We start from the raw sequence: 23,877 nt of genomic DNA, 5'->3' as shown, positions 1-23,877 counted from the left end.
CCCGAATCTTCAAGATGAAAATTAAATATTCCGAGCTTATCGACCAAACGTTGTATTTCCCTACCGAGGAATTTAATGTTGCGGAGAACAATCTTCTCTTTCACGGAATTCCTTTGATGGAGGTGATTGAAAAGTTTGGCACGCCGCTTAAAATCAGTTATTTGCCTAAAATTTCCCAAAATATTCAAAGGGCAAAAGCTTGGTTTAAGGAGGCTTTTGAAAAGAACGGATATACGAAGAAATACACGTATTGTTATTGCACCAAATCCAGTCATTTCAGTTTTGTTTTGGAGGAAGCGCTGAAGAATAGAATTTCTTTGGAAACGTCGTCGGCCTATGATATGGACATTGTGAAATCGCTTTACAATAAGGAGAAATTCGGGAAGAGTATTGAGGTGATTTGCAATGGGTTTAAGACCGATGATTATTTGGAAAAGATTTCGGAGATGATTAATGACGGTTTTGAAAACATTATTCCTATTTTGGATAATTACAGGGAGCTGGATAAACTGGCCGAAAGTATTGATTCTACCTTTAATATCGGCATTAGGATTGCTTCTGAGGAAGAACCGAAGTTCGAGTTTTATACTTCGAGGCTTGGGATTGGGTATAAGGATATTATTCCGTATTATTCCCAAAAGATTGCCGAACATCCTAATGCAAGGCTGAAAATGCTGCATTTTTTCATCAATACGGGGATTAAGGATACGGCTTATTACTGGAACGAACTTTACAAATGCCTTAGGGTTTATGCGAGGTTGAAAAAAATTGCGCCGGAGGTGGATTCGTTGAATATTGGTGGTGGTTTTCCCATCAAGACTTCGCTTAACTTTGACTACGATTACCAGTACATGGTGAACGAAATTGTTTCTCAAATCAAGAAGTTTTGTGAAGAGGAAGGGGTGGAAGAGCCTAATATTTATACCGAATTTGGTAGTTTTACGGTGGGGGAAAGCGGAGCGAATTTATACAAAATTATTTCTCAAAAGCGTCAAAACGACCGGGAAAAATGGAACATGATTGACTCGTCTTTCATGACGACACTTCCCGATACTTGGGCGATTTCGAGGCACTTTATCATGCTGCCGCTTAACCGTTGGGATGATACCTACGAACGTGTGTTTTTGGGCGGATTGACTTGCGACTCGGACGATTATTATAATTCGGAGCAGCATACCAATGCCATCTATCTTCCGGTTTTCAGCGATACTAAACCTCTGTATATCGGTTTTTTCCATACAGGAGCTTATCAGGAAACCATCGGAGGATACGGAGGGGTTCACCATTGTTTGATGCCTCAGCCTCGTCACGTTTTGATTCAGAGGGATGAAAATGGAGATCTTCACTACGAAGTGTTCCGCGAAAAGCAGGAGCCGGAGGAAGTTCTCAAGCTTTTGGGCTATTAAGTTGTTGTTTCCTGAGGGTTAGTTTGGGGTGACTGTGGCGGTTTTTACGCCTTCCTGATCCATTCTTTGTTTGAGCCTGATGATGGTTTGGCTTCGGACGAGGGATAGGTTTTGACCTGATTTTACCCAGAATTTCACTTGAAGGTTATAAAGTCCCAATTTTTGGTCCACGAAAATGACTTCGGTGGTTTCGGGGCGTTCGATGAAATCGTTTTTAAGCACTTCGTCCAAGATAATTTCTTTAGCGCTGTCTAAGTTTTCGGTATTGGGGATTTCGAGGTCAATGATGATTCTTCGGTGCTGGGAAGCTGTAACGTTGATGAACGGAGCATTGAAGATGAGTTGGTTGGGGATGTAGACTTTTTTGCCTTCGTCGTTGATGACTTTGGTGGTCAAAAAACCGATGTCTTCCACGGTGCCCGATATTCCGCTGATGGTAACGTAGTCGCCTACCTTAAAGGCGTTGTCTACGCTGACGAGCATTCCGGAAAACATACTGGATACAATGTCTTTCAGCGCCACGCCGGCGATGATTCCGGCCACGCCGAGGCTTCCGATGAATTTCAAGAAAAAACCGTTTAGTCCCATAATTTCCAAAGCGATGAATGTGCCCGCCAGGATGATGAGAAATCGGAAAACCCGAATGAGAGCGGCAACCGTATTTTTATTCCGGCTTTTGGGAAACAGTTTTTGAAAAACCGATAAAGTGAGTCGGCTGAGGGAACGGCTGGTATAGAGGACAAAAAGAAAAATACCCAACCCGACGATGAGGTTAGGGGTGAATTCGGCGAATTTAATCCACCAATTTTTAAGGACGTTTGCTACCAGTTCGATATAGTTGTCGGAATGTTGAGGGTTCATATTTGTGGGTTTTAACCCCCAAAGTAAAGGAATATTTTTGAATATTTTTGGTATGTTGTTCTCCAGAGTATTTCTTATCCTACATCAAGAGTGGGGAGGGCTTTGTTCTTTACTTTTGTCCTGTGAAAAATCACTGAAAATATAACTTTAAAAAGTGAGAAAATGAAAAAAGTATTGCATAAAGCAGAGAGTCGGGGGTTTCAGAATCACGGCTGGTTGGTAGCGAATCATACGTTTAGTTTTGCCAACTATTATGATTCTTCCCGAATGCATTTTGGTAATCTTCGGGTGTTGAATGATGATTATGTGGCTGTAGGTCAGGGTTTTGGAATGCATCCGCATGCGAATATGGAAATTGTGACGATTCCTCTTAGTGGCGAGCTTCATCATCGGGATTCGATGGGGAACTTTGGTGCGATTCAGAAAGGTGAAATCCAAGTCATGAGCGCAGGGACGGGCGTTCAGCATAGTGAATTTAACGGATTGAAGGATCAAGCGGTAACGTTATTGCAGATTTGGGTTTTTCCCAACCGTCAGAATGTGGAACCTCGGTACCAGCAAATTCGTGTTTCGGAAGTGGGGCAACCGAACGAGTTTCGTCAGATTGTATCTCCTTTTCCGGAGGATGAAGGGGCTTGGATCCATCAGGAGGCCTGGCTTCATTTGGCGGAATTCGATCAAGGGGTGGCAAGAGAGTACTCCTTGAAGAAGGAAGGGAACGGGGTTTATGTATTTGTGATTTCGGGGGAAGTTCGGGTGTCGGATGAGGTGCTTTCGGCTAGGGATGGCCTTGGGATTTACGAAACGTCGGGCTTTCGGGTGGAGGCTTTAGAGGCTTCGGAGGTGCTTTTGATTGAGGTTCCCATGCAGTTGCCTCGGATTTAAGGAAAAATTAATTTGTATAAAATAAAGAGATTATTATGAAAATTTTAGCATTTGCAGGAAGTATTTCTTCGACATCGATTAATAAAAAATTATTGGCGCACGTGGTTGAGTCTTTTGCTTCGGGGAACGAGGTGGAAGTATTGGATCTTAACGACTACGAGATGCCGATTTACAGTGAGGATCGGGAAAGGACGGAAGGGGTTCATTCTTTGGCGGTGGATTTTGCAGGGAAGATAGACGGCTCCGATTTAATCGTTATGGCTTTGGCGGAACATAATTCGGCTTACTCTACGGCGTTTAAAAACGTTTTTGACTGGGTATCGAGGGTTCCGGGAAGAGCGCATTTTGGCGGGAAACCTATTTTTCTTCTTTCGACGGCTCCCGGGCAGGGTGGCGGGCTTCATGTTTCGGAGCTCTTTATGAAGCGTGCGCCTCACAGTGGTGGGGAGGTGATTGCCAATTTTGTTTTGCCTCAGTTTCAGGCGAACTTTAGGGAAGGCGAAGGGGTTGTGGACGAAGCTAAAAGGAAGGAGTTGGAAGCCAAGATTGCTGAAGTGAAAAAGGCTTTAGGGCTTTAAACAAACATCCGACAAACTTTAAGTCTGTCGGATGTTTTTTGTTATTTTTTCGATTTTAAGGCTGAAAGTCCTTTTTTTATTAGTAGAAAGACCGGGACCATGAGTAATCCGCCGGTTAGGCCGTAGAAAGCTTGTCTTAGCATTTCGGGCCATTTGGGGAATTGGTGGTGCAGGAAATCGATGTTATGGTCGAAGATGCCTCCGGCTACTAGAATGAGAGCGATGGTTCCGATAACGCCTAAGGCTTTGATGACGATGGGTAAGGCTTTGATTAAGAAAGTTCCCAGGGAAGCCAAGGCTCCTTTGTGGTTGGATTTTTTGAGGAGACTATAGCCGGCGTCGTCCATTCTTACGATGAGGGCGACGATGCCGTAGACGCCTACGGTGGCAAGAATTGAAACCACCGATACGGCAAGGATTTGGGTGATTAGCGGTTCGTTGAGTACGGTTCCCAAAGCGATGATGACAATTTCTATGGAGAGGATGAAATCCGTGGTTATGGCGGATTTTATTTTGGCTTTTTCGTTGTCTTCGTTTTGGTCTTGTTGGTTTTCTTGCAGGGTTTGCTGGCTTTTTTGGGGGCGGTGGAAAAAGAATTCGATGATTTTTTCCACGCCTTCGAAGGCAAGGTATAACCCACCGATGACCAAAATGACCTTAATGGCAGGCGGAAAAAGAACTTGGAGGAGGAAGGCGATGGGAACGATGATTAATTTGTTCAGGAACGAACCTTTCATGATAGCCATAAGAACGGGGATTTCTCTTGAGGCGAGAAAACCGGTAGCTTTTTCGGCATTAACGGCCAAATCGTCGCCCAAGATGCCGGCGGTTTGCCGCGTGGCGATTTTGGAAGCGGATGCCACGTCGTCCATTAGGGCGCCAATATCGTCTAGGATAGCAAAAAAACCAGAAGCCATAGGTGTAAATCTTTGGGGCAAAAGTAACTATTTCTGTTTATAATTTTGATGTAGGGCGTTTTTTTATTTTGTTGTTGTGGCAATAACTGGGGAAAACAAAACCAAATTTGTTTTGAGGGAATTCAAAAAAATATTATTTTCGCAAAAACAAAATTAAACCGTAAACAGTGGTAAAGCCGTGCATCTCTTTTTCGAAGCGTATCGATTTGATTTCGGAACATGGAGCCTGCACGAAACCTGAGAAATAGAAAGAGCCGACGTCTGGAAGATTGTCGGCTTTTTTATTGGGCTTTGCGGTTGTAAAAAAGATAAAAAACTTTAGTAATCGAATATGAGCAATACTTACAAATCCGCAGGAGTGGATAAAGAGGAGGGGTACAAAACCGTCGATAAGATTAAGGGTGCAGTTGCGCAGACGCACAATGCCAATGTGTTGAACAATTTGGGAAGTTTTGGTGCATTTTACGAGCTTTCGGGGTATAAAAATCCGGTTTTGGTTTCGGGTACCGACGGGGTTGGGACGAAGCTGAAGGTGGCATTGGATACACGTCGTTACGATTCGATAGGGATTGATTGTTTTGCTATGTGTGCGAACGATATTGTATGCCATGGGGCGAAACCGTTATTCTTTTTGGACTATTTGGCTTGTGGCAAGTTGGATGCTGATGTAGCGGCGGAAATTGTGATGGGGATGGTAGAGGCTTGTAAGGATAACGAATGCGCTTTGATTGGAGGTGAGACGGCGGAGATGCCGGGGATGTATCAGGTTGGGGACTACGATGTAGCGGGATTTTGTGTGGGGATTGTAGAGAAAGATCAGATTATCGACGGTTCCAAGATTAAGGCTGGTGATCGTCTTTTGGCTTTGCCAAGTTCGGGATTCCATAGCAACGGATTTTCTTTGGTTCGTAAGGTTTTTCCTCAATTTGACGAATTGTTTGAGGGGCGTCCGCTTTATGAGACACTTTTGGTACCGACCAAGTTGTACTATCAGTCTATTAAGAAGTTGATGCAGGCGATGACGCTTAGTGGTATAGCCCACATTACGGGGGGCGGATTGATAGAGAATGTGCCGAGAATTATTCCGGAGGGGCTTTCGGCGAAGATTGATACTTCGGTAATCAAGATTCCGAGTGTGATGTTGGAGCTGGAGCGTCGCGGAGCGATTGAACGGGAAGAAATGTTCGGAACGTTTAATATGGGGGTTGGCATGGTAGTGGTTTTGGACGAGGCTTTGGTTGAAAAGGCTTTGGCGCTTCTTCCGGAGGCTTATGAGATTGGAGTGGTTACGGAAGGTGAAGAAAAAATTGTATTGGAAGGGCTTTAGACTTTTTTGAGGATAGGAAAATGAAAAAAATAGTGGTTTTGGTATCGGGGTCGGGAACGAATCTCCAGCGGATTTTGGAGTGCATTGATTCGGGGAGTTTGGCGAATGTTGAAGTGGTTTTGGTGGTTTCCGATCGGGCGTGCTACGGGCTTCAACGTGCGGCCGATGCTGGGATTCAAGGGGTGCAACTTCCTAGGGGGAAGGCTTTTTCGGAGGCTTTGCAACGGGTTTTGCCAAAGGATACGGACTTAATTGTACTGGCGGGATTTTTGTCCATTTTGAGTGCGGAATTTACCGAGAAGTACCGGGGGAGGATCATCAATATCCATCCGTCTTTGCTTCCCAAATACGGGGGGCGTGGGATGTGGGGGATGAATGTTCATCGTGCGGTTTTGGCGGCTGGTGAAACCCAAAGTGGAGCAACGGTGCACCATGTCACCTCGGGGATTGATGAAGGCGGAATTATTCTTCAGGGGGCGGTTGAGGTGACGGCGGGGGACACGCCCGAATCTTTGGCTCAGAAGGTTCATCAGGTGGAATATGAAATTTTGCCCAAGGCGATAGGACAACTTTTGAATGGAGAGCAATCAATAGCGTTTAATTAGAACGATAAAATTACAATTACCCTGCATTTTTTACGATGATGCGGGAATTAAAACAAATAGATCGAGTGAAAATGAAAAAAAGAAGAGCGTTAATCAGTGTTTCCGACAAGAGCGGGCTTATTGATTTTGCCCGTTTTTTAGAGTCTAACGGGTACGAACTTATTTCTACGGGTGGAACATTCAAACATTTAAAAGAAGCAGGGCTTTCGCCTGTGCCTATCGACGAGGTAACTTGTTTTCCGGAGATGTTGGATGGGCGGGTAAAGACGCTTCATCCCAAGATTCATGGCGGGCTGTTGGCGGTTCGTTCTAACGAGGAGCATATGAAGACGGTTCAGGCGCATTCGATAGCGCTGATTGATTTGGTGGTGGTGAACCTTTACCCGTTTTTTGAAAACGTGAATAAATCCATTGCGTTGGAGGAGAAGGTTGAATTTATCGACATAGGCGGGCCATCGATGCTTCGTTCGGCGGCGAAGAATTTTGATGCGGTAACGGTGATTACGGAGGTTTCGGATTATGCGGTGGTTCAGGCGGAGATTGCGGCTCAGGGGGATACGGCTTTTGAAACGAGAAAAAGGCTGGCGGGGAAGGTGTTTAACCTTACATCGGCTTACGATGCGGCGATAGCGAGGATGCTGTTGGAGGACGATTATCCGCCTTACCTTAATGCTTCTTACCGTAAAGTTTCGGATTTACGTTATGGCGAAAATCCTCACCAGAGTGCGGCTTATTATGTGGATACGGCTCAAAATGGGGCGATGAAGGATTTTGAAATTTTGGGAGGCAAAGAACTTTCGTTCAATAACCTTCGCGATATGGATTTGTGTTGGAAAGTGGTTTCCGAATTCGGTGCGGAGATGGCTTGCTGTGCGGTAAAGCATTCCACGCCTTGCGGTGTGGCGGTAGGTACGACGGCTTTGGAAACGTACCGTAAGACCTTTGAGTGCGATCCGGTTTCAATTTTCGGGGGGATTGTGGCGATGAACTATAGGGTGGATGCAGCGACGGCCACGGAGCTTAACCAAACTTTTTTGGAGATTGTCATGGCGCCTGATTTTGAGGCGGAAGCGCTTGAGATTTTAAGGAAAAAGAAAAATTTGAGAATTATTAAAATTAACCATCCGGTATCCGATGCTCAGACTTGGGTTAAGATTGATGGCGGGATGTTGGTTCAGTCCAACGATTCTGCGTTTTCGGACGATTTAAAAACGGTTACTCGGGTTGAGCCTACCGAAGCGCAGAAGAAGGCTTTGGTGTTTGCCCAAAGGGTGGTGAAATACGTTAAATCCAATGCGATTGTGGTTTCCAATGGGGCTCAGGCGCTTGGGATTGGCGGGGGTCAAGTTAATCGGATTTGGGCGACGCAGCAGGCGGTTGAACGGGCGAAAGCGAAATTTTCAGGGGACTTGGTTTTGGCTTCCGATGCGTTTTTTCCGTTCCGCGACGTGGTGGATTTTTGCGCGGATCAGGGGATTCGGGCGATTATCCAGCCCGGAGGCAGCGTGCGGGACGAGGAGTCGGTTCAGGCGGCTGACGAGCACGGCATAGCGATGATTTTTACGGGGATGAGGCATTTTCTTCATTAACGAAAAGAGATAAAAGACTCAGAGGGGTTTTGCGGTGAGGCATTATTACGTTAAATTTGTCTATTGTAACAAACGAAAAAAGAAATTATGAGAATATTGTTAATTGGTGACGGCGGCCGGGAGTCGGCGTTGGCGATGAAATTGAAAGACGATTCTAGAATCACGGCGATGTATTTTGCCAAAGGGAACGCCACGACGGAAGTTTTGGGGAAGAATGTTTACGAAGGGAATGTGGAAGGGCTTTGCCGTTTTGCCCAGAACGAGAAAATCGATCTTACGATTGTGGGGCCGGAGGCGACGCTGGTGGACGGAATTGTGGACGAATTTAAAGCCAAAGGGCTTAAGATTTTCGGGCCGAAACAAAAGGCTGCAAAATTGGAGGGCAGTAAGGCTTTTTCCAAAAAATTCATGCAGCAGTATGGGATAAAGACGGCTTCGGCGGAGATTTTCGATGCTTATCAGGAGGCATTGGACTACGTTCGTGGGCAAGCGTTTCCTTTGGTGATTAAGGCCAGCGGATTGGCCGGGGGCAAAGGCGTGGTGATTTGCGATAATTTGAATCAGGCGGAGGCCACGCTTCACGATTTTATGATTCGTAGGGTGTTTGGCGATGCGGGGATTCGGGTGATTGTGGAAGAGTATCTGCAGGGGTTTGAGGCTTCGATTATTGCTTTTTCCAATGGAGAAGAGCTTTATCCGTGCATTCCGGTAAAGGATTACAAGAAAGTAGGAGACGGAGACAAAGGGCCTAATACGGGCGGTATGGGCAGCGTGGCGCCCAATCCCCAGTTTACGGCTGAACATATGGCGGATTTCCGTCAAAATATTTTGGAGCCTACCCTCAAGGGATTGAAGGCGGAAGACCTTAAATTTAAAGGGTTTATCTTTTTTGGTTTGATGGTTACGGCGAAGGGCTGCTACTTGTTGGAGTACAATATGCGTATGGGGGATCCGGAGACGCAGGTGATTATGCCTTTGTTGGAGAATAATCTTTTGGACGTCATTTTGGCTTGTTTGGAAGGGCGGTCTTTGGAGCTTAAATTTTCCGATAAGAAGGCGGTTTGCTTGGTGATGTGTTCGGGCGGTTATCCTCAAACCATCGAAACCGGTTTTGAGGTGACGGGAACGGATAAAGTAAAACACAGCCAGGTGCTTTTTGCCGGAGCCAATTTCCAAGGGCCTCGTATCGTAACCACCGGAGGGAGGGTGCTTAACTTGGTGGCGACGGGAGAGACTTACGAGGAAGCCCGCCGTAAGGTTTACGAGGATGCTTTGCCGGTAAACTTCGATTATGCGTTTTATAGGGAAGATATAGCAAAATTCTAAAAAAAGAAGACGATAAGACGTGAGAAATCACGTCTTTTTCTGTCTTGGATTTTGTGGGGTGTTTCTTTCTGCTTTCTGCGCTTTTTGTGCGGCTTTGAGAGAAACGTAAAAAATAAACTAACGATTTTTATTAAAAAAAATATGCAAAACGGAATTATCATATTGGATTTTGGTTCGCAGTACAACCAACTGATTGGACGCAGAATTCGCGAAATGGAGGTGTATTCGGAGATTGTGCCTTACAATACGCCTTTAGAGGAGATTTTGGATAAAAAGCCTGCGGGAATCATTCTTTCGGGCGGGCCCAGTTCGGTGAACGCCGAGGAGGCTCATTTGGTGGATAAGGCTTTGTTTGAAGCCGGGGTTCCGGTTTTGGGGATTTGCTATGGGATGCAGCTTACGGCTCATTTGCTCGGAGGTAAAGTGGCCAAAGGGGTAAAAGGCGAGTACGGCAAATCGGAGTTGGAGATTTTGAAGAGTAACGCTTTGTTTTCGGGGGTTTCCCGGACTTCGACGGTTTGGATGAGTCATTTTGACGAAGTGGAGCGGGTGCCTGAAGGTTTTGAAATTTCGGCGCGCAGCGGTGTGATTGCTGCCATGGCGAATGAGGCCAAAAAGTTGTACGCTTTGCAGTTTCATCCGGAGGTAACGCATACCGAAGAGGGGAACCGTATGCTGGAAAATTTTGTTTTTACTATCTGTAAGGCTGAAAAGAACTGGAAACTTACGGGGTATATTGAGCGGACGGTGGCCGAGATCAAAGAAAAAGTAGGCGGTGAAAAAGTGATATTGGGGCTTTCCGGAGGGGTGGACTCTTCGGTGGCGGCGGTGTTGATTCACAAGGCCATCGGCGACCAGCTGACCTGTATTTTTGTGGATACGGGGCTTTTACGTAAGGACGAAGGGCAGAAAGTGATGGAGAACTACGGGGCGCATTTCAATATGAAAATCCATATGGTGGACGCCCGGGCACGTTTTATGGAAAAACTCTCGGGGGTATGCGATCCGGAGGAAAAGCGAAAAATCATCGGCAGGGAATTCGTGGCGGTGTTTGACGAGCAGGCGCATCGGTTCGAGGGGGCGAAATTTTTGGCTCAGGGGACCATTTATCCCGACGTTATCGAATCCCAATCGGTAAAGGGGCCTTCGGCGGTGATTAAATCCCATCATAACGTGGGCGGCTTGCCCGAGGAGATGCATTTGGAGCTTTTGGAGCCGCTTCGCGAACTGTTTAAGGATGAAGTCCGACGCGTGGGGGAGGCTTTGGGAATTCCGCATGATTTGGTGTACCGCCATCCTTTTCCGGGGCCGGGGTTGGGCATCCGTATCTTGGGCGAAGTGGATGCGGAGAAGGTTCGGATTCTCCAGGAGGCCGATGCGATTTTCATCGAAGAGCTTTACCGTCACGACCTTTACGAAAGGGTTTCCCAGGCGTTTGTGGTTTTGCTTCCGGTGAAATCGGTCGGGGTGATGGGCGACGAAAGAACCTACGAATACACGGCGGTGGTTCGTTCGGCCAATACCATCGACTTTATGACGGCGACGTTCAGCAAACTGCCTTGGGACTTTTTGGAGCTGGTGTCCAACCGAATCATTAATGAAGTTAGGGGCATTAACCGTGTGGCTTACGACATTTCCAGCAAACCGCCGGCTACTATCGAATGGGAGTAGTTGCCTTTGGAGGATGAGGGATAAATACGAAGCCGGTTTTTCAGCCGGCTTTTTGTTTTTTGCTTTTTGCCGTGAGGACGGGAGGCATGGCTTTTCGGACCGTAAAAAAAGTTAAAACCCTGGCTAAGGGTTTAAACCTTTTTTTATAGGGGAATTATTTAAAATTTTGAAAATTATAAGAGAGATTAGCGTTTCACCATTACTCTCTTATTCATTCCTAAGTGGTAAACCTCACAGAAAAACAATTTGAACTTTACGGAAAAACAATGTCATTAAAGCTGTTTTAATTTTGTCAAACAATTTTAAAATATAAAAAAATGACAAAGACAGTAATTATTACAGGAGGAACAACAGGTATTGGTAAAGCAACGGCTTTACATTTTGCAAAAAATGGATACAATGTTGTTATTACAAGTAGAAATGCAAACAAAGAAACGGAGGTTTTAGAAGCATTTAAAAAAGAAGGTGCAGAGGTAACTTTCTTTCCTTTAGACGTAACACAAGAAGAACAGGTTAAAAACGTAATTGACAAAACGGTAGAAAAATTTGGAAAATTAGATTCTATGGTGAATAATTCGGGCGTTTCTTTAGGAAATGCTTTGTTGGCTGATACAGAATCGGATGAGTTGAAGCAAATGTTGGAAACTAATGTAATGGGTGTTTATTATGGGATGAAGCACGCCATTAGAGCAATGCTGAAAACAGGTGGAGGAACTATTGTAAACCTTGCTTCCATAGCTGGTTTGAATGGGTTAGTAAGCACCGCTCAATATAACGCTTCTAAACACGCTGTTGTTGGTTTAACCAAAGGAGGTGCATTGGATTACGCTACCCAAAATATTCGTATAAATGCAGTTGCACCAGGAGCAATTAAAACCGATATTTTGAAAAATGCAATTGCTTCGGGAACTTATGATATTTCGGGAATTGAAGCATTGCACCCAATGAAACGCTTAGGGGAAGTTGAAGATATTGCAAAAGGAATTTTCTTTTTGGCATCAGATGAGAATCCTTTTATGACAGGAACTGTATTGAGTATTGATGGTGGTTATAATGCAAAATAATCAAAATAAATCCCTAAATTGGCTGTCTTTTAGACAGCCTTTCTATTAAAAAAATAAAAATGGATATGATACAAAACACCATCAATTGGTATAACGGAGAAATATTTGAGGGGAAATTTATACTTGGATTTGGTTTTTTCTTAATCTTAACGGCTTTACTATTTTACTTTTTAGGGAATACGCCAGCCGCAAAAGCATTGCTAATTCCGATGTTGATTATAGGTCTATTTTTTTCTATAACAGGTGTAAACATGATATATTCCAACGGAAAACAAAAACAAGAAATTGTAAAAAGATATGAACAAAATCCGAAAGAGTTTATAAATACCGAAATTAAACGTGTAAATGATTTTCAATATTTATACCCAATGTCTATCGCTATTAGTTTAGCTTGTTTTCTTATAGCCGTTGCCTTGCTTTATTTTACACAAAATATATATTTAAAAGCTATTGCTATTTCTTTAATATTATTCGGAATGGCTTTTGCGGTAATAGATTACTTTTCAAAAGAAAGAGCAACAATTTATTACGAACAATTAAAATCATCATTCCAAAATAATGATTGAAGATAGAACCCGAGTTAATATTATGTTTTCTTGTATATCACAAGAGAAAAAAAACTTTGAACCTTTTGTTCAAGACCACGCTTTGGTCTGTGTTTTAAATGGAACAATGCTCATTAACGATGGCGTAGAAACCATTCAGTATAACAAAGGTGATATTGGTTTTGTGTCAAAAAATCAATTAGTAAAAACTCAAAAAATACCTCAAGATAATAAACCCTTTATGAGTATCAGTATTTTTTTATCCAAAGAAATGTTGTATAATTATTCAAAAGAATATCATATTTTACCCAAAGGAAAGTATTTAGGAAAACCTAATTTTATATTTCAACCCGACCCATTTTTAAAAGGTTTTTTCGATTCTATGCTTCCCTATTTTGAATGTCAAGAGGCACTTACCGATAATTTAGCGACTATTAAAACTTTTGAGATTATTGAGCTTTTACTTCGGTATACCACAATTCAAAATTTACTTTTCAATTTTGAAGAAGATTTTAAAATTGACTTGGAAGCGTATATGAACAAAAATTATATGCACAATATTCCGTTGGCGCAATTTGCAAGACTTACGGGTAGGAGTATTTCAACATTTAAAAGAGATTTTCAGAAAATTTTCAACCAAACCCCTAACAAATGGCTTATCAAAAAGCGATTAGATTTAGCCTATTTTTTAATATCAAAACAAGGCAAAAAGCCTAATGAAATTTATGACGATGTAGGTTTTATAAATTTCTCTCATTTTTCAAGAAGTTTCAAAGCAGAATTTGGGGTAAATCCTTCGGAAATAGAAAAAAAACACAGCTAAAAAAGGGTGGTCTTGAAAATAAGACCACCCTTTTTTATAGGGGAATTATTTAAAAATTACATGGGTAAAGAAATTAGCGTTTCACCACAATCCCCATAGCTTCCAGATGTTGCTCGTTGCTAAGGATAGCTTTAGCATAGGCGATGAGGTCGGCGTAGTGAGGGTAGAGCTCGTCAAAGGCTTGGTCGCGGGTTTCGGTGGCTTTTTGGGCTTCGGCGGTTTCTTTTTTCTGACTTTCTTTTAGGCTCGAAACCTCTGCCAATAATGTTTTTACCGCCTCCAAATCCGCTTCCTTGAGGTTGATGGTCTTTACCTTTGCCAAGAACTCGGGCGTTTGCAATAGTTGGGCGTAAAAATTGGATACCTGCTGATACCACGCACTGTACGCCGTTTTGCGTGTGCCGCTAAGCTCCAATGCGGCGGTGGCTTTCACCTCTTTTTTGAATAGCACGCGACATAGTGCCAAATGCGTTTTGTATTTGTCGTCAATTTCTTTGCGTTTTTCTTCCAATTTACGGGTTTCTTCGTGCTGCTCGGCGTATTCCTTTTTTTGTTTTTGATGCAGGGCTTCCAAGGCGGAGACTTGGCTCAAAAGCTCGTCCAACTTGGTTTCCGTATAGCCCAAAACCGACAGCTGCGGATTGATTTCAGGCAATTTAGCGTTTGAAAAAGCGAGTTTCATACGGCTGATTGCCTCTTCGAGCGTGAGGTGATAATTTTTTTGTTTCCCTCTTGGGGCGTTTTCTGCTGGGTTTAAATTTTCTTCCATAAGACAATGATTTTAAATGATTTGTGATTCGTGATTTCCTTTCAAATTTAATTAAACCTTTCTGAAAAATAAAACATCATAACTTAATTTTTAATTATTTTCACTCGTTTTTTCTGTCCTTCCACTGAAAAATAATAAAATGCTTATCATTATTGATTTTTCAGTGCTAAAGATTAATTTTTCAATGGTCATCATCTGTTTTTCAGTGGCCTCATTTGAGCCTGTTTTTGGGGGGTATTCTCTATCCGAAAAAAAGTTGAAAAAATTTTGCTTTAATGAAAAATAGTATATCTTTACAAAATCGAAGTATTTATTAATTATTTAAAAAGAAATAAGCGTTGTTTTTGATAGGTTTGCATTGTTAATAAGTATGAGAAAGTTATTGTTATTAATTCCTGTTTGTTTTGTTCTTTGGGCGTGTCCTGATAGGTCCGACATCAGATGTACAGTAATAAAGTAGAAACTCATCAAGTAATCATTAAATAATTGTTATGAAAAAGTCATTAATTTACACACTGGTTTTATCTACCCTATCTCTTTTAGGATGTAGAGATAACGAAGAATCAACCGCGAACAAGCTGGTTGGAACTTGGAAACTGACTGAAGCAAAAATCAGTAATGGAGGTTCGTCAACATGGACGACGATAAGCAATGGTTATACAATTAAAATAAAAAGTGATAATACTTACGAAACCACTCAGATTCCTGATTGTAATACCGGAACCTATAGCATTGACAATAATAATGTGATTAAATTTGTCAATTCTTGTGGTAATACCACTATTCCAAGTTCGTACAAAATTGTCAGTATTGAAAATAGGACTTTAATTTTAAACGGAACGTTTTGTACAGAGGATTGTAATGAGAAGTTTCAAAAAATAGCGAATTAAAAAAACGGTCTACAATATTGGTTTTACAAAGGCGAAGTGTTTATTGGAAAGTTACGGTTCCATTGGACTTTTAATCTGTCGCGATACAAGAAATGGTAAGGTTTCTTTCTAAACCAAAAAGAACCGGTCTTAAGACCGGTTCTTTGTTTTGGTGTTATTTCCCGAGGTATGATTTTAGGATTTTACTTCGGGTGTTGTGTTTTAGGCGTTTGATGGCCTTTTCTTTAATTTGTCGCACTCTTTCGCGGGTAAGGTCGAAGGTTTCTCCGATTTCTTCCAAAGTCATGGGATGCTTGCCGTTGAGTCCGAAATAGAGACGAACCAAATCGGCTTCTCTGGTGGTTAGGGTTTGCAGGGCCCTTTCGATTTCGATTTGCAGGGATTCCAGCATGAGGTCTTTATCGGGGCTTGGCGATTCGCCGGAGCGTAATACGTCGTAAAGATTGCTGTCTTCGCCTTCCACCAGCGGGGCATCCATGGAGAGGTGTCTTCCGCTGTTTTTCATGGATTCTTTAATGTCCTCTTCGCTCATGTCCAAAACTTCGGCCAGTTCTTCGGGAGAAGGTGGGCGTTCGTTTTCTTGTTCCAGATGGGCGTAGGCTTTATTGATTTTGTTGATAGAGCCGATTTTGTTCAGGGGCAGCCTTACAATCCGGGATTGTTCTGCCAAGGCCTGAAGGATGGATTGACGAATCCACCATACGGCGTAGGAGATGAATTTGAAACCTCTGGTTTCGTCGTACCTTTTGGCGGCTTTCATTAGTCCCAGGTTTCCTTCGTTGATGAGGTCGGGAAGGGACAACCCTTGATTTTGATACTGTTTGGATACCGAAACCACGAAACGCAGATTGGCTTTGATTAATTTTTCCAAGGCGGCGCGGTCGCCGGCGCGGATTCGTTGGGCGAGTTCCACTTCTTCATCGGCGGTAATCAGATCGACTTTACCGATTTCCTGCAGATACTTGTCTAATGATGCGGTTTCCCTGTTGGTAACCTGCTTTGTGATTTTTAGTTGTCTCATGTAACCCAATCAGCCCGAATTTTAGGGGCTGCATTTTATTATACGAATGGAAAGCGGGGAAGGTTACATTGGAGAGTGTTTTTTTTGGACGAAAAGCTTTTTTAGGAAACGGTTTCAGCTTTTGGGCGGCTTGGAATGGCAAAAAAAATACGTACTTTTGTGGACTGCCGAAAGGGGAGCAAAACCTTTTTGTTTCGGTGGTTTTAATGAGAAACAGCATGCAGGATAAAAAACATTTTGTGGAGGAGGCCGAAGAGGAAGCGTACATTGAAGTTTATGGAGCCCGGGAACATAATTTGAAGAATATCGACGTTAGGATTCCCCGCAACCGATTGGTGGTAATTACGGGGCTGTCGGGATCGGGCAAATCGTCGTTGGCTTTCGATACGCTTTTTGCGGAAGGCCAACGGCGTTATATCGAGACGTTTTCGGCGTATGCGCGTCAATTTTTAGGCAGTTTGGAGCGCCCGGATGTGGACAAGATAGAGGGGCTTTCGCCGGTGATTGCAATCGAGCAGAAGACGACCAATAAGAACCCGCGTTCCACGGTGGGGACGGTAACGGAATTGTATGATTTTTTGCGCTTGCTTTTTGCTCGGGTGTCGGAGGCTTACTCTCAGTCGTCGGGGAAGAAGCTGGTTAGTTATACAGAGGAACAGATTTTGGAGACCATCCGGTCGAATTACCGCGGGCAGAAGATTATGCTTTTGGCTCCTGTGGTTCGTTCCAGAAAGGGGCATTATCACGATTTGTTTGTCCAAATGGCGAGGAAGGGGTATGCTCAGGCTCGGATCGACGGTGTACTTCAGGACATCGAGTACGATTTGAAACTGGATCGGTACAAAACCCATGACATCGACATTGTGATCGACCGATGGATTATCGGGGAAGGAGCGACGGAAAGCCGCATGGAAAAATCGCTGAAAACGGCTTTGTCGATGGGGGATGGGCTGATTGGGATTCAGGTTTTGGGTAGTGATACGGTGGATTACTATTCCAAAAACTTAATGGATATGGATACGGGGCAGTCGGTGGCTTTGCCGGAGCCCAATACGTTTTCTTTCAACTCGCCTAAGGGCAGTTGTCCGCATTGCAAAGGTTTGGGGACGGTGAAGCGGGTGAATACGGATTATTTCATCGAAAACGATAAATTATCGATTAACCAAGGCGGTCTTCGTCCGTTGGAAGATTTTAAATCCAACAAATGGCTTTTGGCTCAGATCAGATCGATTTTGGAGATTTACGGTCAGGATTTGTCCACGCCGTTGAGGTCGGTGGATAAGGCGGCTTTGGAAATGATTTATTTCGGGGCGAACCAGGAGGTGAAAAAGGAGTTGAAGCATGCTGGCATCACGAAAAAAATCAAGGTGGATTTTGAGGGGCTGGTTTCCGTTATCGAGGAAAGGATTGAGGATAAAGATTCTTACGAGTCGGTGATTTTGGAGCGTCATTTTACGATGGAGGAGGTTTGCCCGGCTTGCGAGGGGGCTCGTTTGCAACCGTCGAGTCTTAGCTTTAAAATCGAAGGTAAAACTATTGCGCAGGTTAATGCGATGAGTCTTTCGGAGCTTAAGGACTGGTTGGCGGAGATTAAGACGACTTTTTCGGAGAAAAAGAAGGTGATTGCGCATGAAATTCTTAAGGAGATAGAGACCCGTTTACAGTTTCTTTTGGATGTCGGTTTGGATTATCTGAGTTTGAACCGGAGTTCGAGGACGCTTTCGGGGGGCGAATCCCAGCGGATTCGTTTGGCGACGCAGATAGGCTCTCAGTTGGTGAATGTGCTTTATATTTTGGATGAGCCTTCCATCGGCTTGCATCAAAGGGATAACGAAAGGCTTATTAATTCGCTTAAGAATCTTCGGGATCTGGGCAATTCCGTCTTGGTGGTGGAGCATGATAAGGATATGATTATGGAGGCGGATGAAATTTTGGATATTGGTCCTAAGGCGGGAAAATTTGGCGGTGAAGTGCTTTGGCAGGGCAAGCCTTCCGAGCTGCTTGGGGCGGATACGATTACGGCCGATTATATTTCGGGTAAACGGGCGATTGAGGTGCCGAAAGCGCGTCGGAAGGGTAACGGCAAATCTATTGTTTTGAAGGGTGCTCGGGGGCATAATCTTAAGAACGTCGATTTGGAGATTCCTTTAGGGCAGTTGGTGGTGGTGAGTGGTATTTCGGGGAGTGGAAAATCTTCGTTGATAAACGGGACGCTTTATCCGATTCTCAACCGTCATTTTTACCGGGCGGTTCAGGAGCCGCTGCCTTACGATAGTATTGAAGGGCTGGAGCATATCGACAAGATTGTGGATGTGGATCAGACTCCGATTGGGCGGACGCCGCGTTCTAATCCGGCGACTTATACGGGAATGTTTACCGACATTCGGACGCTTTTTGCGGAACTTCCCGAATCTAAAATTCGGGGATATAAGCCGGGGCGTTTTTCGTTTAACGTCAAGGGCGGGCGTTGCGAAACGTGTCAAGGGGGCGGACTGAAAGTCATTGAGATGAATTTTTTGCCGGATGTTTATGTGCATTGCGAGACGTGCAATGGCAAGCGTTTCAATAGGGAGACGCTGGAGGTCCGCTACAAGGGAAAATCCATTTCGGACGTGTTGGAGATGACGATTGACGAAGCGGTGGCTTTTTTCCAACCGATTCCCAAAATTTACAACAAGGTGAAAACTTTGCAGGAGATTGGGCTGGGGTACATCACTTTGGGGCAGCAGTCTACCACGCTCAGCGGGGGAGAAGCCCAGCGGATTAAGTTGGCGGCGGAGCTCTCTAAGAAACAGACCGGCAATACGCTCTATATTTTGGACGAACCTACCACGGGGCTTCATTTTGAGGATGTTAAAATTTTGATGGAAGCCATTCATCGATTGGTGGATATGGGGAATTCGTTTGTGGTGATTGAGCATAACCTGGATGTGATAAAATTGGCGGATTATGTGGTGGACGTGGGGCCGGAGGGCGGTCGTCTTGGTGGGGAAATTGTAGCGCAGGGAACCCCTGAGGCCATTGTGGAAAATCCGCGTTCGGTTACGGGTAAATTCCTTAAGAAAGAAATGGGATTGTAGGCGGATGAAAGGAAAAAGCCATAGCTTAGTCTTTTCGTTTTGAGCAGAAGAGAGGGCTTTGGGGTTGGTAGAGATCATATTATTTGTTTATTTTTGAGTACAATATTGAGTTAATGAAAGATTGGATACAAGCGGCGAGATTACGCACGCTGCCGCTGTCGGTTAGCGGAATTATTGTTGGTGCATTTATAGCCCGTTGGCGTTTGCTTTCCGAGGGGGGCTTTTGGGACTGGCGTTTATTGGTTGGGGCGCTTTTGGTTACTTTATTTTATCAGGTGCTTTCCAATTTTGCTAACGACTATGGGGACGGTGTGAAAGGGACGGATGCCAAACGATCTGCTGAAGCAGAGACTAGGGCTGTGGCTTCGGGGAGAATTTCGGCTCGGCAGATGAAAAAAGCGGTGATTCTGTTTGCTTTGCTTTCGGCGCTGTCTACGATAGCCCTGCTTTACATGGCTTTTTTTCAAGCGGGTTTTTTTAGGGAGTTTTATGTTTTCTTAGGTTTGGGGGCGGCTTGCATTTTGGCGGCCATCGGCTATACGGTGGGCAAAAAGCCTTACGGTTATTTAGGCTTGGGCGATTTGATGGTCTTTTTGTTCTTTGGTTTGGTATCGGTTGGCGGAAGCTATTTTTTGTTTACAAAAACATTGGATTGGGATCTTTTGCTTCCTTCGGCGGCCATTGGTCTTCTCAGTACGGCGGTGCTTAACCTTAATAACATGAGGGACATTCGGAGTGATGCCGAAAGTGGAAAGAAAACTTTGGCATTGCGTTTGGGCTATGGCAAGGCGATGGTTTACCAAATGATTTTGCTGCAGTTGCCTCATATTTTAATATTGATTTTTTTGTTTATCAACGAGGTTTATACTTCGGGTAATTATTATGCTTTTATCGTGATGGTGATGCTTTTTCCTACGGCGGCATTGCGGCGCAGGATTTTGCAGACCAAAGAGCCGAAGGCTTTGGATCCGTTTTTGAAGCAAGTGGGCGTTATCACTTTGTCTACGGCGTTGCTTTTGGCTGCCGGTCTCAATTTTTTCAAGGGGTAAAAAGGGAAATATAATTTATTAAAAGATAGAAGAATGAACGTACAGTATTTGGGGCAGAATTGTTTTTTGTTCACTTACCGAGGAGTTCGGATTTTGACGGATCCGTTTTATAATTTTCAAAAAGAAAAGACAGGGTTCGATATCGAGGCTCAGAAAATTGATTATTTATTGATTACGCATGCCCATGGGGATCATACGGCGGATGTTCGGGAAGTTTTGGTGCATCATCCTGAGGTTAAAATTATTGCGCAGCCGGAGATTTGCGGTTATTTTGAGCATCCCAATGCCATTGATCTTAATTTCGGGGGGACGGCCAAGGTGGTGGAAGATTTGAAAATCACCATGCTTCCGGCCTCTCATACCAGCTCTTTTCCTGACGGGACGTATGGCGGGGAAGCGGCGGGGTATATGCTTCGCTTTGAGGATAAGAATATCTATTTTGCAGGTGATACGGGGGTTATGTCGGATATGGCTTTGTTTCCGGAGCTGTACGGTGAGATTTCGGCGGCGGTTCTTCCGGTGGGAGGGCATTATACGATGTGCGCCAGACGAGCCAGTTTTGCAGCATCGGAACTATTGAAGACGTCGAGGGTCATCGGTTGTCATTTCGATACGTTTCCGCCGATTGCCATTGATCACGAAAAGGCTCAATTGGCTTTTGAGGAAAGAGGGATTGATTTCATTTTGCCTGAATTGGGTCAGGTTATGGTGTTGTAATTTTACTTTTAAAGGATTGAAAAAAGAGCTTCTCTATTTTGAGAAGCTCTTTTTTTTAGGTGTTTTTTTCGATTTCGGAGAGTTGTTTTAGGTTTTTTTTCAATCGTTTCATCAATAGGCCGTAAACGGTGCGGTAATATAGCCATACCAGGAAGAGGCAGCCCAAAGAGGCAATAAGTATTCCGAAGAGCAGAACCCAGTGTTCTGACGGACCGAGCCGGATGTCTTGGCTTTGCAAGGCAAGGAAGATAAAAGTGGTTAATACCGCTATAAAAACGACCAAAAGAGCGATGTTCAACAGAATGAAAAGGTTGACGCTTTTTCGGAAGTGTATGATTTTCAGATTGAATGCCTTAAAGTTTTCCTCGACTTTTATTTTGGTATAATTTATATAAAAACAAATCACAAACCCGGCAGTAATCAGGAGACTGATGGTATTTAGGGTGAAATAAATTCGGGTGTAATTGGTTTTTAGGACTTCGGTATTGTTCACGCCCAAGCGCTCCAAGAGATGGAGAAAGCTGTGGTCTTTCACCGGCCAGATTAGGTTCCACAGGCTCATGGAGAGAACCAAAACGAACTCGATGAGGCTAATCCACAGAATGTATTTTACGTAATTCCGAGATTTGCGGTTCAGCATATTTTGGATTTCGCTGCTTTCGTATTTTTGCGGAGTGTTTTGTTCCTGCCAATCTTTTTTAAGGCTATCGATATCAAACTCAGGCATGTTGTTCCATTAATTGTTTTAGGGTCTTTTTCAGACGGTTCATTTTTACGCGGGCATTCACCTCGGAGATTCCGAGTGTTTCGGCGATTTCCTTATAAGGCAAGTCGTCCAGGTACATCATTACGATGGCGCGTTCGACTTTGGGGAGCATTTTAATCGCGTTGTAGAGGAGATTGATTTTTTGTTGTTTTTCATCGGCATCCTCGTCGTTTTTGTGATTGTGATGGTAGTCTTGCAGTTCGTCGGTTTTCAGGGTGCGGTTTTTCTTTCGGAACAGCGTGATGGCGGTATTTAGTGCCACGCGGTACATCCAGGTGGAACGTTTACTTTCGCCTTTAAAGGTGTCGTAGCTCCGCCATAATTGAAGGACGATTTCCTGAAAAAGATCTTCTTCGTCTTCGAGCGAATTCGTGTACAGACGGGAAACCTTGATAATCAGTCCTTGATTATCTTTTACCATTTTGGCGAAGGCTTGTTCCTTTTCTTTTTCGTTCAACGTTTTTCAAAATTACGTAGCGAATATACCAATAATTTGTCGGAACTGAATGTCGGGAAGATCAGAAAGAAACAAAAATGGCCTTTTTTTAAAGGTAACTCTTGTTTTTAATGAAATTTTTGGGGTTTTGAGAAAGGCGTTTGTTTTGTTTGGTTTCAATTGGATAAAAAAGTTTAATTTCGTCCGTTTAATTATCAAAGAAAGCTATGAATCGACTTTTTAACCTCCATTACGGGGAGCAAGATAAAGAAAAAGTATTGGAGAATGTCCGCCAGGGAATTTCGTTTTCGGGGGCTAACGTTTGGATTTTGGCCTGTGCGATTATGGTGGCTTCTATCGGTCTTAACGTGAACTCCACGGCTGTGGTTATCGGAGCGATGCTGATTTCCCCTCTCATGGGGCCTATCGTGGGGGCCGGATTTGCTTTGGGAATGTACGATTTTAATTTACTCCGAAAATCGCTTAAAAACCTTTTTGTTTCCACCATGGTGGGATTGGTGGTTTCTTTTATATATTTTCTGCTGACGCCTTTCAAAGAGGCTCAATCCGAGATTCTTGCCCGTACCACGCCCAATATTTACGATGTTTTGATTGCTTTCTTTGGAGGGTTGGTCGGAGTTATAGCGGTTACCAGGGTGGAAAAAGGCAATCCCGTGGCGGGAGTGGCTATTGCTACCGCTTTGATGCCTCCGCTTTGTACGGCCGGTTACGGATTGGCAATCGGGGAGTTTGGTTATTTTGCCGGGGCATTGTTTCTTTATGCTATTAATTGTGTTTTTATTTGTATTGCGACGTTTGTCATGGTGAAGTACCTTCGGTATCCGGCGGTGGGGCTTGTGGATAACAAGAAGGCTTCTTCCGTACGCAATTGGATTACGTTCATCACGTTGCTCATGATTGTTCCCAGTGTTTACTTTGCTTACCGTTTTGTGCAGCAGCAGCGGTTTTACGAAAAAGTTTCCCGTTATATTCAGCAGGAATACGAACATAAGGGCAATACCATTATTTACCGTAAAACTTATTATTCTTCCAATCCCCGCCGCATAGAGTTGGCTTTTCTTACCCGTAGGTTTACGGCAGAGCAGATTAGGGCGGAGCAGAAGAAGCTGGAAGATTTTGGGATTGAAAATACGCGGATTGTCATTCGGCAGGACAGTGCCTTTTTGGCCAAAGCAACCCGGATTGAAAACAACGAAGCTGCGGGGGAGGCGTCCCGAATGGCAGAGCTCAATGCGCTGATTGAACGCTATACCTTCAAAACCGAAAACCTTTATCCGGAAGCCAAGGCCATTGTTCCGGGGCTGAGTTCGCTTTCGGTGGCAAAGCAGGAAATTCTTTCCGGGAACGCTGAAACGGTCGTGATGCCGGTTGTGGTTTACGGAAGCGAAAACGAATTGTCGGAAGCTCAAAAAAAGACTTTCAGGCAATGGCTCAAGGCTCGTCTGAAAATTGATACGCTCGAAGTGTATCGTCGGTTATAAATCGTTTTTTATTGAGTTTTTTCTTTGGTTATGAATCTCTCGTTTGTATT

General features: G+C 44.0%; 22 protein-coding genes. 16 read left to right on the top strand and 6 right to left on the bottom strand.

Going from position 1 to position 23,877, the window contains the following annotated elements; translation table 11 throughout:
- The first annotated feature begins 14 nt into the window (after positions 1-14).
- Positions 15-1,406: a type III PLP-dependent enzyme domain-containing protein gene (locus tag VQ048_RS07325; RefSeq protein ID WP_327611045.1), complete on the top strand. Its 1,392-nt coding sequence runs from the start codon at positions 15-17 to the stop codon at positions 1,404-1,406.
- 18 nt (positions 1,407-1,424) lie between these two features.
- Here the strand turns inward: VQ048_RS07325 and VQ048_RS07320 are convergent, their stop codons facing one another.
- Entirely contained in the window at positions 1,425-2,267 is an 843-nt protein-coding gene (locus tag VQ048_RS07320) for a mechanosensitive ion channel family protein (RefSeq protein WP_327611044.1), read from the bottom strand.
- 162 nt (positions 2,268-2,429) lie between these two features.
- Here VQ048_RS07320 and VQ048_RS07315 point away from each other — a divergent pair, with 162 nt between their 5' ends.
- The gene (locus tag VQ048_RS07315) at positions 2,430-3,152 is read left to right on the top strand and encodes a pirin family protein (protein WP_327611043.1); all 723 of its coding nucleotides are present in this window, start codon (positions 2,430-2,432) and stop codon (positions 3,150-3,152) included.
- 35 nt (positions 3,153-3,187) lie between these two features.
- Positions 3,188-3,730, top strand: coding sequence for an NADPH-dependent FMN reductase (locus VQ048_RS07310; protein ID WP_327611042.1), 543 nt, complete (start codon positions 3,188-3,190; stop codon positions 3,728-3,730).
- 41 nt (positions 3,731-3,771) lie between these two features.
- Here VQ048_RS07310 and VQ048_RS07305 read toward each other — a convergent pair whose 3' ends face one another.
- Positions 3,772-4,647: a DUF808 domain-containing protein gene (locus VQ048_RS07305; RefSeq protein ID WP_327611041.1), complete on the bottom strand. Its 876-nt coding sequence runs from the start codon at positions 4,645-4,647 to the stop codon at positions 3,772-3,774.
- A gap of 331 nt (positions 4,648-4,978) precedes the next feature.
- Here VQ048_RS07305 and purM point away from each other — a divergent pair, with 331 nt between their 5' ends.
- The 8 genes from purM (at position 4,979) to VQ048_RS07265 (ending at position 13,597) form a co-directional block, all read left to right on the top strand.
- A complete protein-coding gene (purM, locus tag VQ048_RS07300; RefSeq protein WP_327611040.1) occupies positions 4,979-5,974 on the top strand; it encodes a phosphoribosylformylglycinamidine cyclo-ligase in 996 nt (331 codons plus the stop codon).
- Positions 5,975-5,994: 20 nt separating this feature from the next.
- Positions 5,995-6,579, top strand: coding sequence for a phosphoribosylglycinamide formyltransferase (gene purN, locus VQ048_RS07295; RefSeq protein ID WP_327611039.1), 585 nt, complete (start codon positions 5,995-5,997; stop codon positions 6,577-6,579).
- Positions 6,580-6,650: 71 nt separating this feature from the next.
- Complete coding sequence (purH, locus tag VQ048_RS07290; RefSeq protein WP_327611038.1) at positions 6,651-8,168, top strand: bifunctional phosphoribosylaminoimidazolecarboxamide formyltransferase/IMP cyclohydrolase; 1,518 nt, start codon at positions 6,651-6,653, stop codon at positions 8,166-8,168.
- Between the two features lie 87 nt (positions 8,169-8,255).
- A complete protein-coding gene (purD, locus tag VQ048_RS07285) occupies positions 8,256-9,494 on the top strand; it encodes a phosphoribosylamine--glycine ligase (protein WP_327611037.1) in 1,239 nt (412 codons plus the stop codon).
- Between the two features lie 141 nt (positions 9,495-9,635).
- Positions 9,636-11,165: a glutamine-hydrolyzing GMP synthase gene (gene guaA / locus VQ048_RS07280; protein ID WP_327611036.1), complete on the top strand. Its 1,530-nt coding sequence runs from the start codon at positions 9,636-9,638 to the stop codon at positions 11,163-11,165.
- 317 nt (positions 11,166-11,482) lie between these two features.
- Entirely contained in the window at positions 11,483-12,229 is a 747-nt protein-coding gene (locus tag VQ048_RS07275) for an SDR family NAD(P)-dependent oxidoreductase (protein ID WP_153935242.1), read from the top strand.
- Positions 12,230-12,288: 59 nt separating this feature from the next.
- Positions 12,289-12,795, top strand: coding sequence for a manganese efflux pump (locus VQ048_RS07270; RefSeq protein ID WP_327611035.1), 507 nt, complete (start codon positions 12,289-12,291; stop codon positions 12,793-12,795).
- Positions 12,788-13,597, top strand: coding sequence for a helix-turn-helix domain-containing protein (locus VQ048_RS07265; RefSeq protein ID WP_327611034.1), 810 nt, complete (start codon positions 12,788-12,790; stop codon positions 13,595-13,597). The genes VQ048_RS07270 and VQ048_RS07265 overlap by 8 nt, the downstream gene beginning before the upstream one ends.
- A gap of 73 nt (positions 13,598-13,670) precedes the next feature.
- Here the strand turns inward: VQ048_RS07265 and VQ048_RS07260 are convergent, their stop codons facing one another.
- Positions 13,671-14,366: a PQLLE family protein gene (locus VQ048_RS07260; RefSeq protein WP_327611033.1), complete on the bottom strand. Its 696-nt coding sequence runs from the start codon at positions 14,364-14,366 to the stop codon at positions 13,671-13,673.
- A 491-nt stretch (positions 14,367-14,857) separates the two neighbouring features.
- Between VQ048_RS07260 and VQ048_RS07255 the strand changes: the two genes are divergently transcribed.
- Positions 14,858-15,256 (top strand): lipocalin family protein, encoded by a 399-nt coding sequence (locus tag VQ048_RS07255; RefSeq protein WP_327611031.1) that lies wholly within the window; start codon positions 14,858-14,860, stop codon positions 15,254-15,256.
- A 154-nt stretch (positions 15,257-15,410) separates the two neighbouring features.
- On the opposite strand, the gene VQ048_RS07250 is transcribed toward VQ048_RS07255, so the two are convergent.
- Entirely contained in the window at positions 15,411-16,277 is an 867-nt protein-coding gene (locus tag VQ048_RS07250; RefSeq protein WP_327611030.1) for a sigma-70 family RNA polymerase sigma factor, read from the bottom strand.
- A 218-nt stretch (positions 16,278-16,495) separates the two neighbouring features.
- On the opposite strand from VQ048_RS07250, the gene uvrA reads away from it, so the two are divergent.
- The 3 genes from uvrA (at position 16,496) to VQ048_RS07235 (ending at position 21,123) form a co-directional block, all read left to right on the top strand.
- Complete coding sequence (gene uvrA, locus VQ048_RS07245; protein WP_327611029.1) at positions 16,496-19,357, top strand: excinuclease ABC subunit UvrA; 2,862 nt, start codon at positions 16,496-16,498, stop codon at positions 19,355-19,357.
- A gap of 113 nt (positions 19,358-19,470) precedes the next feature.
- Complete coding sequence (menA, locus tag VQ048_RS07240) at positions 19,471-20,406, top strand: 1,4-dihydroxy-2-naphthoate octaprenyltransferase (protein WP_327611027.1); 936 nt, start codon at positions 19,471-19,473, stop codon at positions 20,404-20,406.
- A gap of 33 nt (positions 20,407-20,439) precedes the next feature.
- Positions 20,440-21,123, top strand: coding sequence for a metal-dependent hydrolase (locus VQ048_RS07235; RefSeq protein WP_327611026.1), 684 nt, complete (start codon positions 20,440-20,442; stop codon positions 21,121-21,123).
- 55 nt (positions 21,124-21,178) lie between these two features.
- Here VQ048_RS07235 and VQ048_RS07230 read toward each other — a convergent pair whose 3' ends face one another.
- Positions 21,179-21,850, bottom strand: coding sequence for a DUF8845 family protein (locus VQ048_RS07230; RefSeq protein WP_327611025.1), 672 nt, complete (start codon positions 21,848-21,850; stop codon positions 21,179-21,181).
- Positions 21,843-22,310 (bottom strand): RNA polymerase sigma factor, encoded by a 468-nt coding sequence (locus VQ048_RS07225; protein WP_442872814.1) that lies wholly within the window; start codon positions 22,308-22,310, stop codon positions 21,843-21,845. Before VQ048_RS07225 ends, VQ048_RS07230 begins: the two co-directional genes overlap by 8 nt.
- Before the next feature lie 242 nt (positions 22,311-22,552).
- On the opposite strand from VQ048_RS07225, the gene VQ048_RS07220 reads away from it, so the two are divergent.
- The gene (locus tag VQ048_RS07220; protein WP_327611023.1) at positions 22,553-23,827 is read left to right on the top strand and encodes a TIGR00341 family protein; all 1,275 of its coding nucleotides are present in this window, start codon (positions 22,553-22,555) and stop codon (positions 23,825-23,827) included.
- Positions 23,828-23,877: the final 50 nt, after the last annotated feature.

The sequence above is a fragment of the Bergeyella anatis genome (assembly GCF_036016955.1).
In the GTDB taxonomy this organism is placed as follows: Bacteria; Bacteroidota; Bacteroidia; order Flavobacteriales; family Weeksellaceae; genus JAYWXI01.
The sequence above is the reverse complement of the archived record's forward strand: the minus strand, read 5'-3'. Positions and strand labels throughout refer to the sequence as shown.

Bases quoted from the DNA above. Each gene is read 5' to 3' on its own strand.
- VQ048_RS07325 (WP_327611045.1), top strand. From the start codon at position 15: ATGAAAATTAAATATTCCGAGCTTATCGACCAAACGTTGTATTTCCCT.
- VQ048_RS07320 (WP_327611044.1), bottom strand. From the start codon at position 2,267: ATGAACCCTCAACATTCCGACAACTATATCGAACTGGTAGCAAACGTC.
- VQ048_RS07315 (WP_327611043.1), top strand. From the start codon at position 2,430: ATGAAAAAAGTATTGCATAAAGCAGAGAGTCGGGGGTTTCAGAATCAC.
- VQ048_RS07310 (WP_327611042.1), top strand. From the start codon at position 3,188: ATGAAAATTTTAGCATTTGCAGGAAGTATTTCTTCGACATCGATTAAT.
- VQ048_RS07305 (WP_327611041.1), bottom strand. From the start codon at position 4,647: ATGGCTTCTGGTTTTTTTGCTATCCTAGACGATATTGGCGCCCTAATG.
- purM (WP_327611040.1), top strand. From the start codon at position 4,979: ATGAGCAATACTTACAAATCCGCAGGAGTGGATAAAGAGGAGGGGTAC.
- purN (WP_327611039.1), top strand. From the start codon at position 5,995: ATGAAAAAAATAGTGGTTTTGGTATCGGGGTCGGGAACGAATCTCCAG.
- purH (WP_327611038.1), top strand. From the start codon at position 6,651: ATGAAAAAAAGAAGAGCGTTAATCAGTGTTTCCGACAAGAGCGGGCTT.
- purD (WP_327611037.1), top strand. From the start codon at position 8,256: ATGAGAATATTGTTAATTGGTGACGGCGGCCGGGAGTCGGCGTTGGCG.
- guaA (WP_327611036.1), top strand. From the start codon at position 9,636: ATGCAAAACGGAATTATCATATTGGATTTTGGTTCGCAGTACAACCAA.
- VQ048_RS07275 (WP_153935242.1), top strand. From the start codon at position 11,483: ATGACAAAGACAGTAATTATTACAGGAGGAACAACAGGTATTGGTAAA.
- VQ048_RS07270 (WP_327611035.1), top strand. From the start codon at position 12,289: ATGGATATGATACAAAACACCATCAATTGGTATAACGGAGAAATATTT.
- VQ048_RS07265 (WP_327611034.1), top strand. From the start codon at position 12,788: ATGATTGAAGATAGAACCCGAGTTAATATTATGTTTTCTTGTATATCA.
- VQ048_RS07260 (WP_327611033.1), bottom strand. From the start codon at position 14,366: ATGGAAGAAAATTTAAACCCAGCAGAAAACGCCCCAAGAGGGAAACAA.
- VQ048_RS07255 (WP_327611031.1), top strand. From the start codon at position 14,858: ATGAAAAAGTCATTAATTTACACACTGGTTTTATCTACCCTATCTCTT.
- VQ048_RS07250 (WP_327611030.1), bottom strand. From the start codon at position 16,277: ATGAGACAACTAAAAATCACAAAGCAGGTTACCAACAGGGAAACCGCA.
- uvrA (WP_327611029.1), top strand. From the start codon at position 16,496: ATGCAGGATAAAAAACATTTTGTGGAGGAGGCCGAAGAGGAAGCGTAC.
- menA (WP_327611027.1), top strand. From the start codon at position 19,471: ATGAAAGATTGGATACAAGCGGCGAGATTACGCACGCTGCCGCTGTCG.
- VQ048_RS07235 (WP_327611026.1), top strand. From the start codon at position 20,440: ATGAACGTACAGTATTTGGGGCAGAATTGTTTTTTGTTCACTTACCGA.
- VQ048_RS07230 (WP_327611025.1), bottom strand. From the start codon at position 21,850: ATGCCTGAGTTTGATATCGATAGCCTTAAAAAAGATTGGCAGGAACAA.
- VQ048_RS07225 (WP_442872814.1), bottom strand. From the start codon at position 22,310: ATGGTAAAAGATAATCAAGGACTGATTATCAAGGTTTCCCGTCTGTAC.
- VQ048_RS07220 (WP_327611023.1), top strand. From the start codon at position 22,553: ATGAATCGACTTTTTAACCTCCATTACGGGGAGCAAGATAAAGAAAAA.